We start from the raw sequence: 16,374 nt of genomic DNA on the forward strand, positions 1-16,374 counted from the left end.
TTACTAACTCGACAAGGTGTCCGGATGTTGCCGAAATGCTGTCCGGATAATTCCGTTATGCTGTCCGGATGTTGCCGTTACGCTGTCCGGATGCTACCGGAATGGGTGTCCGGATGCGGCCGAAATATGCAAGGCACCAGGAATACCTTCAGATTAACAAATCATAACGAAAAATGTCAATATAAAAGATACGACCCCAGCCCTGACGATCATCGCCGCGATCTGTTCGCGCGTAACCGGGTCATCAGGACCGAATGTCGTCGCGTCATAACCATTGACGACACCGTTGGCAGCCGCAGTCGCAACATAATCTTTAGCCCAGTGGCCGGCTGTGTCGCCGAACACTTTGCCTGATTGCTGCTGCAGCTTGAACGCCTTCACCAGGACTGTGGCAAACTCGGCCCTGGTAATCTGGTTGTCAGGCTTGAAGGTTCCATCGGGATAACCACTGATTGCTCCCAATGCAACCAGCTTGTTGATGTTGTCTTTTGCCCAGTGACCGGCGATATCTGTCAAGGTGGCCTTTGAGACAACCTTTTCAGTGGCAAGCACGGCAAATTTCGTGAAGTGGGTAACATCGCCGCTTACTTTACCTGCCGAAAGGTCGACACTCACGTTGTCCAGCTTGACCCACGCGCTTGTCGCTTCATTAAGCCAGTATCAAGGACCATTTCCAGAACTTCAGCTTCTGCGCCATTCCAACCCAGGGCTGCAAGCATTTTTTGGATAAAACGTGTTAACATGTCAATGGTTTCCATATTCTATTTCTGACAGTCCCCCTCCTTGTGTCGCACAATTAACAAAATGTTCATTATGCTAAAGATATATCGGAATTAAAACAGCCGGATTCTTATAGTACAGAATTCCGGCTGCAGGTAATCCAAATCATTTATCATTCCTTACCCCTAACACGTATTCGTTTCTCCTCAACTATCCAGAGCTGCCCGGGGAAAAAATTTCCCGTCAATCTTGGTAGTAGATTGCGGACCACTTTCAAAACAGCGTCTTTCCCCTGTTCTTTGGACCTCAATACAATAATGCCTTCCGTTGTATCCGGAGGATATGTAATGATATCTGAAAAATCATTATCGAGGGTAACAAGAGCCCTGCCTTCCTCCCGGCATTTCGTCATCAGCATCTGATCGGAGCACCCTTGGATATTCTCGGAGAAAACCGATTCAACATCATGGCCGACGGAACGGAAAAGCTCCATTACATCCACAGAAAGATTCTCATCTATCTTAATTCTCACCAACTGACCTCCCTATATGGCAAGATGTCGTTCCTTGGCCAACATAGCAGCATATGCAAGGGCTGCATCTATATCAACTGGCTGTAATGAAGGATAGCTCTTCAGAATTTCATCCCGAGTCTTCCCCTCCGCAAGGTTGTCCAGTATTACAGAAACCATTATACGGGTACCGACGATACAGGCTTTTCCATGACAAACTGCCGGGTCTACGCTTATTCGGTTTAGTAGACTCATTAAACAAATACCCCCACAATTTAATATTGCATACTTACAACTGTAATGTCCGCTAATAGGATTAGTGGACATTGTTATGTCGAAAATACATGCTTGATGTCCACTAAGGTTATTGATAAGCTAAAAATAACATGTCCACTAAGGTTAGTCAAGAAAAACGGAGGTCACTATATGACGAAAGCACCCCTCATTTCTTCCCATTAAGATTGAGAATCAAGGACAAGGCCGGAGTCATGGAATATAATAAATATAAAAAGGAACAATCAGAGGACTGGCTTTAGCCATGGGGAGAACGTTACGAGGCCCTGTCTTTCATCAACATTACTTTTACAGTCTGCAGTAAAATAGCCAGGTCCTTTGCCGGCGAGTACGACTTCGTGTAAAGCAAGTCATACTTCAGCTTGTTCTCCGGACTGGTGCTGTACCGCCCCGCAATCTGGGCCAGGCCGGTGATGCCCGACTTGACATTCATCCGGTAGACGTATTCCGGCTTCTGTTTTACCAACTCGTTAACGAAAAAAGGTCTTTCCGGCCGCGGCCCCACGATGCTCATATCACCCTTCAAAACGTTCAGCAACTGCGGGATTTCGTCGATCCGGGCCGCCCGCAACAAGCGCCCCACCCTGGTAACCCGCGGGTCGTTCTCCGAAGCCAGCACCGGCCCGCTCTCCTGTTCAGCGTTTACTACCATAGTACGAAACTTGTACAAATAAAAAGATTTTTCCTGCATGGTAAGACGCTTTTGCCGGTATAAAACAGGCCCCGGAGAGTCTAATTTAATAGCAATACCCGCCAGGATACATAATGGCGCGGCAACCACAAGGGCGGCCAGGGAAAGAACAATGTCAATCAACCTTTTCAGAATCATGGATTCCTCAGGTATCTTCAAACGGCCCACAGCAAAGATAGGCACGTCATCAACCTGATCCAGCCTCGCCTGGGTTAACATAATCTCATACAAATCGGGTACCAGGAACACCTTGATATCTTTCGCCACACATGAGTTAATAACCCCGGCTTTGTGCTCCTGGGAGAGATTTGAACAGATAAAAACCTGGTCGGGTTTCACGATGTCAAGGCATTGACAAAATTCAGGCAACTCACCCAGCAGCGGCCAGCGGTTCTCAACACTACAAGAAGATTCATATACCGAATAACCCGGTTCAGACTGAGACTCAAGAACAAGACCGGATACCTTGATCGTCCCGCCCGCCGCTGATTCCAACTTTTCAGCCAGCGCGACCGCCTCTAAAGGTTGTCCGACGACAATAACCCGCCTGATACCCTGCAAACCTCTTTCCAGGTGCCATGCCGCTCTTCTCCAGAGGCTGAGCAGAGCCAGTTGAATAAATGGCGCTGCTAACAGGACCGTACGCGGGAAGGCGAAATTACGAAAAAGGAATGATAAAGCCATACCAACCATGGCTTGAAAGAACACAACACAGATTAATGAAGCAAAAACTTCCGCCCAACGCCACCTGTAACTGCCGTATAATCTGTAGAAATAAAAAAGGGCTAGCGCGGATACAGTAAGCCAGGGCCAAGTGGAAAGATAAGGAGTCAGGTTTCTTTCGGGAATGTCCCAACCGAACTTAATTAAGAATGCCAGTATATATGCCAGATTAACCAGAACAAGATCAAAAAGCACTAGTCCTATTCGAAAAAATATTTTATCCTTTTGCATTTCCATATAAAAACCCCCAGGGGGAAATAAGAAAACCGTTCCACTATTGTACTAATTCCTTAATTCGTCACATTAAAACAATTTCCTTTTAATTACCAATAAATAATTCTTATTATAGCATTATTACCCAGCCTTATGCATAGATATAATTCTATGTACTTTTTTCTCATTTCATTTATGCTAAATAAATTTTCAGCTCTTTGCCGTCCCAGTTCCCCCATCGAAAGGCGCTTGTCTCTACTGGAAATCAGGTCCCGGAGAGCCTTTTCCGCCGCTTTCAGGTCAAGTTCATTGATTAAACAACCCGTTTTCTGATGCACCACCAACTCGCCCACACCCCCCACCGCGTTGGCCACAACCGGACACCCTGCCTGCATCGCCTCAATTATAGTCAGAGGCAGGCCTTCCCATCTCGAAAACAGGACAAAAATATCAAAATCCCTTATTAATTCCGCCGCTTCCTCTCTCGCACCCAGTAAAAACACACGCCCGTTCAGACCGCTACCAGCGATGAATTCTTCACATTCGGATCTCAACGGACCGTCGCCGATAAGAACAAAATAGAGTTGTCCCTCACCCGGACCTCTGTCAGGACGGGTGATCATTCGCCTGGCTAACTCCAGTAAAAACAGCGGGGCTTTCTGAGGCGCCAGGCGGGCCACTGTCCCGATGATAATGTCTTCTCCTTTAATATCCAGTTCCCCGCGTAAAATCCCTTCCCGTTTTTGGGACTCAGGCAGACCATTATAAATCACACAAAACTTACCATCAGCCGCGAGCCTTAAACTCCGGCCCTTCGCCAGGTCGCTTTCAGACACACAGACAACCTTAGTGCTGACCGCTCCGGCCAGCCGCTCCGCCCATTTATAGAAGAAACGGACAGGCCGGCTCTGGTACTCATTGATCCCCCACCCGTGCACGGTGAAATAAATCTTCGGCACGCCGGCCAACCAGGCGGCCAGCCTGCCTAAGATGCCGGCCTTGGAACTGTGGCAGTGGACAATATGAAAAGCCTCTTTTTTCATCAATGAATAAAGCTTCCAAAGGGCTTTGAAGTCATTTAACGGTGAGATATTTCTTTTCATTTCCGGGATTTCTACCACATGTATACCTTGGGGCAGAACCTTTAACCAATTCACCAACTCGCCACCGGGCGCGCAGGCGACAGTTACCTCAAACTGTTCCGCGGGCAGCCCGGCAACAATATGGTAAACTACTTTTTGAGCTCCGCCAAGTTCAGATAATGTTATTACATGTAAAACTTTTAAAAGGGCCAAAGAACCCACCTCATAGTCTCTTTAGCGACACCACAGATAGCAATGATATCTATCCGTCCAATTTTTATCCCATTCCCAAACTAGATTGCTTTTTGTGCAATAGCGTCAAGAATCTTCTTTATGATGCTTTCCCAGGTATAGCTCTTAACACGTTCCTGCATTTTTACCCCCATGGTCAAAGCTAATTCTTTTTTACTACTAATCAGTTCTATTGCTCTAACCATATCACAAACATTGCCCGGATCAAACAGGCATATTTCAGTATCTTTACAAAAAAGGGAATTGATATTTTCCAGGTCCGGAGCCACCACCGGGCGGGCCAACGCGGCATATTCAAAAAGCTTCATAGGGGCGCCTGTGGTCAACGTGTGTGGCAATATGGCTATATCAAATTTAGCAATTTCTTCAAAAGCCTGGCCGGGAGGCAGGTGTCCAACCCATTCAACATAACCTGAAATGCCCAGCACATCTGTTTTTTCTTTTAACTTTTCATATTCTTCACCTTTGCCGACAACAACAAGATAATACTTATGTGTTTGCTTTTCGATCAACAATTTCACTGCTTCGAGTAATAAATCTACCTTGTGCCAACGGCTCAAGTTCCCTAAAAAACCCAAAGTAATTTTTTTTTCGTTAAAAAAAGGCTTATGTTCCGCAGCCAGAGCAATGCCCCTTTGCAACCTTTTATGGCTAATCCCGTTTGGCAATACCAAAATTCTTTGTTCCGGTATGCCCAGATTCACGAAATAACCTTTTGCCTGTTCTGACATTGTAACAACCAGGTCAGCATGCTTCCCGATGTTCTTCATCGCAGCTTTATGGAAAAATTTAAAATAACGCTCGCCTTTATACTCTCTTTCTATTGGAAATGGTGCATCAAGATGAACGATAAGCGGCAGCGCATTTTTTTTCTTTAAAAGACAACCGGCAAAATCATATATGCCGGCCCGGTGAAAAATTAAATCAAATTTCTTTTTTTTAATGCTGTTTTTCGCTCTTCTAATGGTCACTAAACCAAGGGCGGCCTCAATGATATCTTTTGCCCACCATGGCAAGCGGCGTGCCACATTGCGCAGTTTACCTTCAGCGCTTCCAAACTCATAGGGTTTTATTGGAGAAGGCCCGGTTAAAACCACCTGACAGCCTAAATTTTTAAATCCTTCCACAAAGGCGTTTACCTGCACGGCGTCGCCTCCACGGCCAACGAGAACATAAGTAAAAAGAATATTATATAACATTGACAGACTACCACCCGCAATCAGTTTACAAGTTCTCATTACGGTATCTTACAATGTAATCAAGCGCGGCAGTCATATCCGGTACCGAAATCCAACCTGACGGCAATTTCAGGCGCTCTTCCCGCCCATAGCCTGTCTCCACCATTAGTACTTTCGTCCCTGCCGCATCCCCCGCCTGCAGATCAATCAACTTATCACCTATTGTCCATGAATTACCTAAGTCAATATCTAAGTCCTTAGCAGCCTGAAACCACATGCCTGGAGCAGGCTTACGGCAATTGCACCTAATCTTGTATTCAGGTATAATTCCATCAATATGATGTGGGCAATGATATACCGCGTCAATTTTTACATTCCTTTGTTCCAACAGCTCAGCCATTCTATCATGGATTTTTTTTAATTCAGCTTCGTTAAAATAACCACGTGCCAATCCAGATTGATTAGTAACTACCACCAGTAAGTATCCCATTTTGCTAAAAGTATTCAAAACGTCTCCCACGCCATATAACAAGTGAACCTGTTCTGGACGCGAGAGGTAGTTTACTTCCTCAATAATAGTTCCATCGCGATCAAGAAATATAGCAGACCTCCTATCAATCACCGATCAGATCCCTCTCAATCAACATACCAGAATAAAAAAGATTTTTGGTACTGTTACATTAATATTTTTTTAAATATTTTATTTTACAAAGATTCTTTTAATTTCTTTTTAATTTGTCTAAAATCTTTTATAGCCTGCTTCCCAATTCTTATAATTCTTTTTAGATTAATGGAATTAACTCCTCCTTGTCTTGGTCTAAAAGTAATGGGGATAAATTTAACATTTTCCTTTGCGTTCATAAGTAGCACTGTCAGCATAACGTTAGATAAATTAAAATCTTTTGGAATTTGGTATATGTACTTTTCCATGACTTCTCTTTTGATTAATCTAAATGGTGCATTAGCATCTGTTATATTTAGCCCAAATATACATCTTAAAACCAATTTTAATATCTTTGTAACAAATACCCTCGATAACCCGTCTTGTCTGTTACTTCTATGACCAATTATTGCAGAATACCTATACCTTTGCTCCCAAAACTGATAAAACTCAGATGGAAGCGTTTGTCCATCTGAATCAGTTTGGAAAATATAATCCGCACAATGTTCAATTGCATAATGATAACCATATAAGACAGTTGCACCATGACCACTATTTGGCTTTGTCAATGGTTCAAAGTATTTTAATTCTGCCTTTAAATCAAGCATTTTATTGTATGTGTTGTCCTTACTACCATCGTTGATAATTACAAGTTTAGAATTACCACCTATTTTTTTAACCACTTCGTGCCATTCCCGCGCAACTGATTCGATATTCATTTCCTCGTTGTAAGCAGGAATGACTATATATAAACTATCCATTATTTGCAAACCTTCTTTCTATATTTTTTTCTATACTTTCAATGACAGGTCCAAAGGTTACTAATTTATTTAGAATAAACTGAAACAGGGCAACAATAAATACTGAAACAATCTTTACTACCATATCATTTATGTTTATTATCTTGATTCCAATACACAAAATAATCATTGATAATAATAATCCAATATAGCCAACAAAATAAAAACTAGCAGCACGCTTGATTAGTTTATCTGTCTTCTTAAAATTTATAAATGTATTTAGAATAAAGCTAAGAGTTATTCCGAGATTTATTCCAAAAAAATTTGCGACAAATTCGCTTAACATCAACTCACGCGTTAATAAGTAATATGTAAGACTATCGAGTCCCGCAGATATACTACCGATAATTCCGTATAAAAACATTTCAACAAAAATAGGGTTCTCTTTTAGTAATTTAATAATCATACTTTTATACATCTACCTCTTCAGCTATTTTTATTGCTCTATCAACAACTGCATCCATATTATAATACTTATATTCAGCAAGTCTCCCACAAAGGAAAATATTACCAGTCCTTTCTATATCTGCCTTATACATTTCATATCGTTTTAAGTTCCGCTCATTAATAATTGGATAATATGGAATATTGCCCTTTTCGGCCATTATATTGTAATGCAGTGGATATTCTTTTAAAATTGTTGTTTTTCCGTTTACTACTTGACCGGTTAAATATTTAAATTCAGTTATTCTTGTGTAATCTTCCTCATTGGGATAATTAACAACTGCACAAGGCTGAAAATTTGTTACATCATATCGTTCAAAAACCAAATCTAATGAACGATATGGCAATTCACCGTATTTATAATTTAGTAAATCGTCCACAGCACCTGTGTAAATAATAGGTTTTCTATATATCTCACCGTCAAAATAAACATTTTTATCAATAATTTTTATTTTTTTTGCTGCATTACAGTTTAGTTTAATTGTTATATTAGGGTGATTTAGAATTTTCTCAAATAGTTTCGTGTAACCATATTTTGGCATAACCTGTATTTTGTCTTGAAAATATCTATCATCATAACCCAAAACAACTGGTACTCTGCTAATGACCGACCCATCAACTTGCTCAATAGGAATACCCCATTGCTTTGCAGTATAGTTAATAAAAACTTTTTCAAAAATATATTGTCCAAGCTCTTTTATAATTTCGTCTGAGTTATTCATAATTTCCATGACTGATATTACCTGTCTATCCAAAAAGATTTCTATAAGTCTTTTTTTAATTATATCCGCTTTTTCTTCTGAAAATAGTTTTTCGATTGATGTGAAGTTAAATGGTATTGGAACCAATTGTCCATCAATTCTGCCTAAGACTCTATGTTCATAGGAAAACCAATCTGAAAAGCGTTTCAGGTATTCAAAAACATAATCTAAATTTGTATGAAAAATGTGTGGTCCATAACGATGAACATATATGCCATTTATATCCATATCCTCATACATATTACCTGCTATATGGGACCTCTTTTCAAGTAATAATACTTTTTTGTTTTTCTCCTCAGCAAATTTTCGGGCAGCAACAGCACCTGCAAAACCACAACCGATAACTATAATGTCAAACATAATAATTCACCTTCTTTAGAAATTTAAAGGGCACAGAAAAACGTATTTTCATTCATTTTTAATATATTCGCTATTTAACTTATAACCAAATGCACATACGTCAATTCAAATATGTCAATTCTTATATAAACTTTATCGAGGCAGATTTGTTACTTGACTTGCAATAATTCCCTATTCATTAAGCCTTCATAGTATCATTGATTTGAGATATTTATGCTCCTTAATAACTCCTGTGCCCCTTTATGTTCAGGATTTAATAAAATAGCTCTTGATAAATCATCCCTAGCTCGTATTTTGTCATCTAATTTTAAATATAATGCGCCACGATTATACCGAACCCAAAACTCAGAAAAATCTAATTCTAGTGCTTTATTATAATGTAGCAATGCCTCATCTAAACTTTCTTCAGTAACATGTAAACAAAAAGCAAGATAATAATGCATATCTTTATCGTCAGGATATTTATTTATTAATTGTAAAAGTATCTTTTTAGCTTCGTTATAATTTAAATTATCGACTAATTGCATAACATGTTTCCTTGCAGAGGAAATGTCAGTCATTTCATTCTTAAAAGGCAGGTTTGAATTCATACTGATATATTTGTAATAGTCTTTATCATAAGTCCATATATTTTTGGCTACTAAACCACTATTATTTTCATATACTATATTAAAGCCAAGCATTTCTAATCTTTGAATATTCTCTTTATATTTTTTTTGTTGAACTTTATTTACCCCATAACCACTGGGCATTTTAGGAAGATATATATAATCAGAAGCTATAATGCCAATTAAGTTATTATCACTTATAGCCTTATATCTGGCTAACTTTATATTATCTGCGTTTATATCTTGTAATCTGGGAAAATAATCTTTACCAGAGGCGTACGCAGTCCTACCCAGCAAACTTTCAAATACAGTTCGTTCATCCTCTAACATTGAAACAACATCAGTTGCTTTTGTATTTTTAAGTACCCAATGAAATAAATCCCGCTCTTCAATTGAAATTTTCGGTGTATATTTCACTCCCGCGATACTTGCTGAACTACCAATACCAAAAGCTAATGACAATACTGCATTAATTAAAGTTAATAATATAGCTACCTTAACAAAATTATTGCAAGTACTCCTAGCCCACATTTCTTTTAAAATTAATACAAATAGAATAGGTAAGCTTACCTGTAGGATATTAAGAGATTTATGCAAGGTGTCAGAAGCAAAATTAGACAATAAACTTGCCATTATTGCAAGAAAACAAAAAGATAATAAGGGAAACCATTCTTTTTTCTTTATAAGAAGAATTGATAAAGGTAAAATTGCTACTGATACTCCACATGTGTCCACTATAAAACCAATATTATGAAAAATATTATCAGTTATACTTGTCACATTACCTACTGGACTTCCACCCTGGATAAATGCATTGATCGTATTAACATAATGTGGCAATATGAATACTAATTGAAGCACCCCAAATACAAGAACATAAGTAAACCATTGTTTAACTACGGCCTTTTTAACTAAAACATCTTCACGACTCAACGACTCAAAATACCTAATTAACAACCCAATTACAAATGCGGGTAACAAGAAAAGTGCCACAAAAAAGCTACTTGAAACTATAAAGGCTAACATGATAGATATCATAAAAAAATATTTTCTCGAATGATGAAAAGCAAATGGTCTAACAAGGATATATAACGCATATATTGCAGGGACTATATGTTGAGGTAGCCACAATAAAGCAGCAAAAACAGGAAAAAGATGGTTCGGCACTCTGAATAGGATACCCAAAAACGAGTTGGCAATATAACTATCCCATCCATAAAAGCTAATCCCAATTGAGAGTCCAGATAGAAATAATAAGAAGGATAGAATTCTCCATTTGTTCTCTTTAAAAATTTCACTAACAAGATAATAACAAAGAATAACATAAATAATGCCACCCCAAACAAATTGAGCAACCACCATCTGTATTACGGCTCTTGGGAATAACGAAGCAAGGCAGGCTGGAGCTATATAGTACCCGGTGTAATACTGAAGCGGTACTCCAGGAGCAGCATAGTGAAATGCAGGCATCCCATTAGCCATAAGACTAGTAACTATCGCTACATGTTTTTCAAAATCAAATACATTTGTCCCCATGAATATATGCCCATTACCAGCAGTAATTTCTAATGAACCAATGAGATATGGAGCATAGACAATTAATGATCCAATAAATGCAATAACCCATATATTAAATGGGATAGCAATATTTAATGAAATTAATCCCTTCATTTCATGCTCTTCTTTAAAAATTGTTTTATATTTATTTTTATTGGCAAATGTAATTATTATAATAATTAGCAAAGCAACTATCATTGAAATCTTAAGGCTTGATGTCGTAGACAGTCCTATTATTCCAATAAATAACGGTGCACCAGCAAAACCTAGCACTAAAGACCAAAATAACTTACTCGTAAGATTTTGTATTTGCAAAGGGATTATTAAACAATATCCCACAATAAAATAAATAAGACCAAGAAGCAAAAATGCAGTAATTTGAATTACTGATGCTTCCATACTCTATATCTCCAATCCTAAGAAGTTATAAAATGTTTGAATTTTAAATTCTCAAAATAACTTCCAAATATTTAATTCCTTCATAATAGCTTAATAATAATTGCTACATGCTAAATCATATACCAAATATTATCCTCTCGACACCAGCACAAAGCATGTGGCCTGCTAGGAGGTGCACCTCTTGAATGCGTGGCGTACTGTCTGACGGTGCTTTTATTAACACATCACATATTCCGTTCATCCTGCCACCATTCTTACCTGTAAATCCAATTACCTGACACCCAATTTCGCGTGCAATATCTATGGCATATATAATATTAGGTGAGTTGCCTGAAGTACTAATAGCTATTAAAACATCACCTTGTCTTGCCATAGCCTTCATTTGCCGGGCAAAAACATATTCTGGCGGGTAATCATTTACCAGCGCCGTTAAGATTGACGTGTTAGTGGTAAGAGCACATGCCCTTAAAGGTTCTCTTTCAAGCATGAACCTTCCAACCAGTTCACCAGCCCAATGCTGAGCATCAGCGGCCGAACCACCGTTACCTACCAAATATAATCCCCCATTACTTTTCAAACAACGTACAACAAGCTTTACAGCCTCTTCAATATGTTTAACAAATTCCACGTCGAGCGTAGATATCACTTGTTGAGCCGTTGCAACCTGTTTCAATAATAAATCTCTCATGTTATCACCTTAAAAATATTTAAAAAAATATATATAATTTTTTCATAACCATAAATTTTAAGTTAAGATTAAATTCTTAAAAATCGTTCTATTTTTTCAAACTGCTTCTCCCAATTTAATTCCTTTACTATCGCTTTCCGGCAATTACCTACCATTGTTTCGTACTCAAGTGTGCCATAAATTCGTAACGCCTGTTCAATAGAACGGCAAAAGGAATCATAATCCCACCTATCCATAACAATACCACACTTATAACGATTGACTAATTCCTTGCATTGAGGATGTGGAGCAACTATAGGAGGCACACAGTCAAAAATTGATTCAAAAAACTTATTTGGCGCTGCATATAGAAAATTATCATTAATAGGATTCCACATAACTATACTATAGGCATAATTCTTACGTAACCTTGCTAATACAATGTTTTCAACATATCCCAGATAACGTTCGGCACCACAGAGTTTAAAAAAGCTTTCAGTTAAAATTTGTTGATTGTCACCACCAATTAAACCATATAGATCGATGGGATAATCTTGTACTTTATTATTTAAGTAATAATCGGCAAAAGTTAGATCCCGATCAATTGTGCCAGCATATAATATCCTACCATTTCTCTGATCGGAAGGTAAGGGACTGAATTCATAATCGTGATTAGCACAGTTATACAAGATAACAGATGGGATATTTTTATACCCACGTAATTCAATGTCCCTTTTGGCCCGGTTCTCCTCAGGATAAATAATAAGGTCCACCAGTTTATCAATACGGCGGTTTAATTCAATATCAAACATGCCATAAGCCGAGGTAGATTCAATGGCATAATATATCACATAACGGGGCCTGTAAGATATTTTCAATAAAACAGGCAGACTATAGGTGCAAAATATAACCAATATATCCGGCTTAAACTTATTAATTTTTTTTGTAGAATTACTGATATATTCTACCCTGCCGGGACTGCTATGAGGGTGAAATGTGGTATAAATTCTCTTTACATTAATTTCTGCGATAAGATTTTCCACTGGCGGTTTCTCTGGTTGATCCGGTTCCAACAGGACACTCTCAGCATGTCCGATATATTCACTAAGGGATTTCATGAAAGAAAGAATCTGTGGACTTCCGTAACCTACGCTAACATCGGACACGCCAAGTATTTTTAATTTTGAACTCATTATAATAACCTCATTAGCAGGAGCTATTTTTACTTATTTGCATTAGACTTTTCACTAGCTGGTTGGCGTTGTGTTTTTGCCTATATTTAATGGTAAATTCCTGAGCTGTCCGTTGATAGTGTGGATAATTATCAATCATATCCCCCATTAGCTTCGGAATCTGTTCTGGAGATGAATAAGCAAGGCCTATAACACCTAAAGGTAATTTCTCAGATATGGAATCTTTTTTAATAAAATTAAGTGTAATATCAGAAATAGTAATGGTAAAGTCTCCAAAAGCATTACTGAAACCCAGCCATATTCTCTTTGAAAGCGGGTCAATTCGAACCAACCCTGAAACATTTCTTGTAATATTTCTACCTAAAACAAAAGAATGGCTTGAGATAGATCTTTTATACTGGTCAAGCTGGTCTACGTATACTTCCGCATACACCCCAGGCCGGGTTGTTTCATCAAAGCAAAAAGATATCAGAAGATTTCCCGCTCCTTCAGGTATATCCATCCAGCAAAATGATTTTGCAGACCTACCCCCGAATATCAGGTTACTCTTAGTCATAGGATTTAATTTTTTATTACCTAAATTTGCCCACTTCAATTTATTCCCATCTATATTCTGGATACTCTCCATTGTTCGGCTTATTTCTTTATGGTATTTATAGGTTTCATGGATAAACTCTTCCACCAGCCATGTACCTGCGGGCACGATAACCGGTTTGCCCGCGATTAAAAACTCAACCAGCGCGCCTGAACTTCTCGCGTAATAATTATCCTTGTCATAAAACAGAAGACCGATATCACCGGAAAGTATAAGATTGCAATATTCATCCGATGAAAGAGGCCTTTTAATTACTTGAATCTTATCATCAGGCATTATTTCCAACTGGTCTCTGGCAAAGACTATATCCGCATTATTTTCTAACCGTGTAAAAGCAAAATTTGATTGAAGGAGAAAACTGAGTTTTCCGGCATCAACATAATCCTCCCAAAGATCCCGAATGATTCCAGGTAAATATTGATACCCCTTTTCCCGCCTGGCGTCCCCGGCATATACTGCCTTAAGTGGATATCCTTTTTCTTTTTGAGCCATATATTCCTGAAATCTGTTGTTAACCGGTATGGGTAAAGTATTAAATTGAAAGATATTAAGACTGTTGTATTGGGTCGTTAACTTTTCAGTATCGGTAAAAAAACATACCTTTTGACCAGAAAGATTATTTTTAAAATGCAAAAAGGCGTTACGTAAGGGCTTAATATTATTTCTCTGGGTCAGGTACTCTGGTTCCCTGCCAAAATATAAATTTCTTCTAAACACCAGGTTCCATGACGGTTTAATTGAATCATTTTTTTTCTTCTTAAAGTAGTCGAGTAGGCCCATTAAATCAACTTCAGACAAAGTTGGAATGAATATTATATCTTCATTTTCCAGTTTAACCCGTTCGAATAAATTTTCGGTAGCCTTTCTAAAAGCTCTAATTCTTCTTAACTGATGAATATAAAAGATTAACTTACCTTTGTACTTTATAACAGCGATCAGAGGATGGATAATAACCTTGATAAAATTCAAAAATTCTTTCAATACATTTCCAATATAGCCTGTTTTAAACGGATAAAAGATTACATTAAGTAAACTTCTAAATCCTTTTGCAATCTTCGTTAAATAAATAAGTGGAATAAGGATAAAAAACCATGTAACAAGCTGACGTGCATTATAAGACTGCGAAAATAACAATTCCTTGTATTGATTTCTGACTAGCCATAGGAACCCCACAGATGAATACCCAAGAGATAATTTTAACCTTACTTTAATTGAATTAATCTTACTTTTAATCTTTTCAAAAAAACTGTATTGTTTATAAATGGTCCTGGATAGTCCCCAAAAATCATATTTATAAACAGGGTATACATCAGCAATATATTCTGTCTCACTTCTATCCAACTTAAAATCTCGGTTTGTTGCTAAAATAGTTTTTAATCCTTCTTCTTTGGCAGCCCGAAGAACATGAACGGCATATTCGTAATAATGACCACCAAATTCACGAATTGAGTGGTCAATTAATATGAACTTAGGCATTTAGAAACCTCTTCTAAACTATTTAAGATATTTTTTACACCTGGATGATTAGGGTCTAACTGTAAGGCTCTTAACAAATCCTCCTTGGCGTCTTTATAATTCCCAGTGTTAAAATAAAATGAACCTCTGTTATATCTAATCCAGAACTCATTAAATCCCATTTCTAGTGACTTATTATATAATTTAATTACATCTTCAGAACCTTTATTATTCATATGCATACAAAAAGCAAGTAGGTAAAATGCCTCAGCGTTATTTTCATCTCTTTGTACAATTTTATTTAATATTAACTCAGCGTTGTTAAACTGGCTATTATCAATCAGTTTCCTTGCCTCAGATATTAGAGATTTTTGCCTTTCTCTCTCCGCTAATTCATTTATTTCGTATCCTGAAACATGTATAACATGTTTTCGATATTCATCATTTTTAATCTTTTTACTTGCTAGGATATAACGAATTTTCTTCTTGTATTCTTTAGAATATATCTCTCCATCTACTACTTTTCCAGTTTTTAAATCCAAAAAACAATATCCATAACTATCTAATAATTCAACAAGTTCATTTAAACTACCACCAATGCCTTTAATGCCTTCCCCATGTGTCTCAATTACAATATCTGGTCCTTTACAGGATAATAAGTTAGTCATTCCTAAAACAGCTATATACTCTGCACCTTCTATATCAATTTTTATAAGATCTGGGAATACATTTTTCCTTATGCAATAGTCGTCAATTTTTACTGTCTGAATTTTTCTTTTTTCAGCATCCGGGTATTTATTGATAATACTAGCATTACCCGTTGAAGCTACACTTTTATATCCAGGTATAGCATAAAATTCGACCTCTATATCTGTCTTATCTCCTACAAAAATATTATTTAATAAAACAATATCTTCTAAATTATTAACCATAACTATTTCTTTTTCTTTTTCAATAACATCCGCATTGGCCTCAAATGAATGGACTTGTCCTTCTTCACCTACTAATCTTGCTAACAATGTTGTCATTACCCCATAAGATGCCCCAATATCAAAAACGATTCCACCTAATATTTTTGACAACTTAAATCCTATGAATGCATAAGGCTCGAAATCAAATCTCTGTCTATTGGGGGATACAGGTAGTACCCCCTCAAATGTCTTTGGTACAATCATATCCATACCATTAATATTTGAACTATGCAATTATT

At 37.7% G+C, this 16,374-nt stretch carries 15 protein-coding genes; all 15 read right to left on the minus strand.

What is annotated here, in order from left to right:
• Positions 1 to 153: 153 nt before the first annotated feature.
• Positions 154 to 615 (minus strand): S-layer homology domain-containing protein, encoded by a 462-nt coding sequence (locus L7E55_RS05870; protein ID WP_277443142.1) that lies wholly within the window; start codon positions 613 to 615, stop codon positions 154 to 156.
• 277 nt (positions 616 to 892) lie between these two features.
• On the minus strand, positions 893 to 1,252 hold the full coding sequence (locus tag L7E55_RS05875; protein WP_277443143.1) for a DUF5615 family PIN-like protein: 360 nt from the start codon (positions 1,250 to 1,252) through the stop codon (positions 893 to 895).
• Positions 1,253 to 1,264: 12 nt separating this feature from the next.
• Entirely contained in the window at positions 1,265 to 1,486 is a 222-nt protein-coding gene (locus L7E55_RS05880; protein WP_277443144.1) for a DUF433 domain-containing protein, read from the minus strand.
• Between the two features lie 295 nt (positions 1,487 to 1,781).
• Positions 1,782 to 3,176: a sugar transferase gene (locus tag L7E55_RS05885; protein WP_277443145.1), complete on the minus strand. Its 1,395-nt coding sequence runs from the start codon at positions 3,174 to 3,176 to the stop codon at positions 1,782 to 1,784.
• Between the two features lie 86 nt (positions 3,177 to 3,262).
• Positions 3,263 to 4,447, minus strand: coding sequence for a glycosyltransferase family 4 protein (locus L7E55_RS05890; protein ID WP_277443146.1), 1,185 nt, complete (start codon positions 4,445 to 4,447; stop codon positions 3,263 to 3,265).
• Positions 4,448 to 4,527: 80 nt separating this feature from the next.
• The gene (locus L7E55_RS05895; RefSeq protein ID WP_277443147.1) at positions 4,528 to 5,685 is read right to left on the minus strand and encodes a glycosyltransferase family 4 protein; all 1,158 of its coding nucleotides are present in this window, start codon (positions 5,683 to 5,685) and stop codon (positions 4,528 to 4,530) included.
• A 25-nt stretch (positions 5,686 to 5,710) separates the two neighbouring features.
• On the minus strand, positions 5,711 to 6,286 hold the full coding sequence (locus tag L7E55_RS05900) for a D-glycero-alpha-D-manno-heptose-1,7-bisphosphate 7-phosphatase (protein ID WP_277443148.1): 576 nt from the start codon (positions 6,284 to 6,286) through the stop codon (positions 5,711 to 5,713).
• 83 nt (positions 6,287 to 6,369) lie between these two features.
• Positions 6,370 to 7,086, minus strand: a complete 717-nt coding sequence (locus L7E55_RS05905) for a glycosyltransferase family 2 protein (protein ID WP_277443149.1) — start codon at positions 7,084 to 7,086, stop codon at positions 6,370 to 6,372.
• Positions 7,079 to 7,531: a GtrA family protein gene (locus tag L7E55_RS05910; protein ID WP_277443150.1), complete on the minus strand. Its 453-nt coding sequence runs from the start codon at positions 7,529 to 7,531 to the stop codon at positions 7,079 to 7,081. Before L7E55_RS05910 ends, L7E55_RS05905 begins: the two co-directional genes overlap by 8 nt.
• A 4-nt stretch (positions 7,532 to 7,535) precedes the next feature.
• A complete protein-coding gene (gene glf, locus L7E55_RS05915) occupies positions 7,536 to 8,690 on the minus strand; it encodes a UDP-galactopyranose mutase (RefSeq protein ID WP_277443151.1) in 1,155 nt (384 codons plus the stop codon).
• Positions 8,691 to 8,884: 194 nt separating this feature from the next.
• Positions 8,885 to 11,254, minus strand: a complete 2,370-nt coding sequence (locus L7E55_RS05920) for a tetratricopeptide repeat protein (RefSeq protein WP_277443152.1) — start codon at positions 11,252 to 11,254, stop codon at positions 8,885 to 8,887.
• 115 nt (positions 11,255 to 11,369) lie between these two features.
• On the minus strand, positions 11,370 to 11,927 hold the full coding sequence (locus L7E55_RS05925; RefSeq protein ID WP_277443153.1) for a D-sedoheptulose-7-phosphate isomerase: 558 nt from the start codon (positions 11,925 to 11,927) through the stop codon (positions 11,370 to 11,372).
• Positions 11,928 to 12,010: 83 nt separating this feature from the next.
• Positions 12,011 to 13,114, minus strand: coding sequence for a glycosyltransferase (locus L7E55_RS05930; protein ID WP_277443154.1), 1,104 nt, complete (start codon positions 13,112 to 13,114; stop codon positions 12,011 to 12,013).
• 13 nt (positions 13,115 to 13,127) lie between these two features.
• Positions 13,128 to 15,185, minus strand: a complete 2,058-nt coding sequence (locus L7E55_RS05935) for a hypothetical protein (protein WP_277443155.1) — start codon at positions 15,183 to 15,185, stop codon at positions 13,128 to 13,130.
• On the minus strand, positions 15,167 to 16,369 hold the full coding sequence (locus L7E55_RS05940; RefSeq protein WP_277443156.1) for an FkbM family methyltransferase: 1,203 nt from the start codon (positions 16,367 to 16,369) through the stop codon (positions 15,167 to 15,169). The genes L7E55_RS05935 and L7E55_RS05940 overlap by 19 nt, the downstream gene beginning before the upstream one ends.
• Positions 16,370 to 16,374 lie beyond the last annotated feature (5 nt).

This window comes from Pelotomaculum isophthalicicum JI, assembly GCF_029478095.1.
GTDB lineage: Bacteria > Bacillota > Desulfotomaculia > Desulfotomaculales > Pelotomaculaceae > Pelotomaculum_D > Pelotomaculum_D isophthalicicum.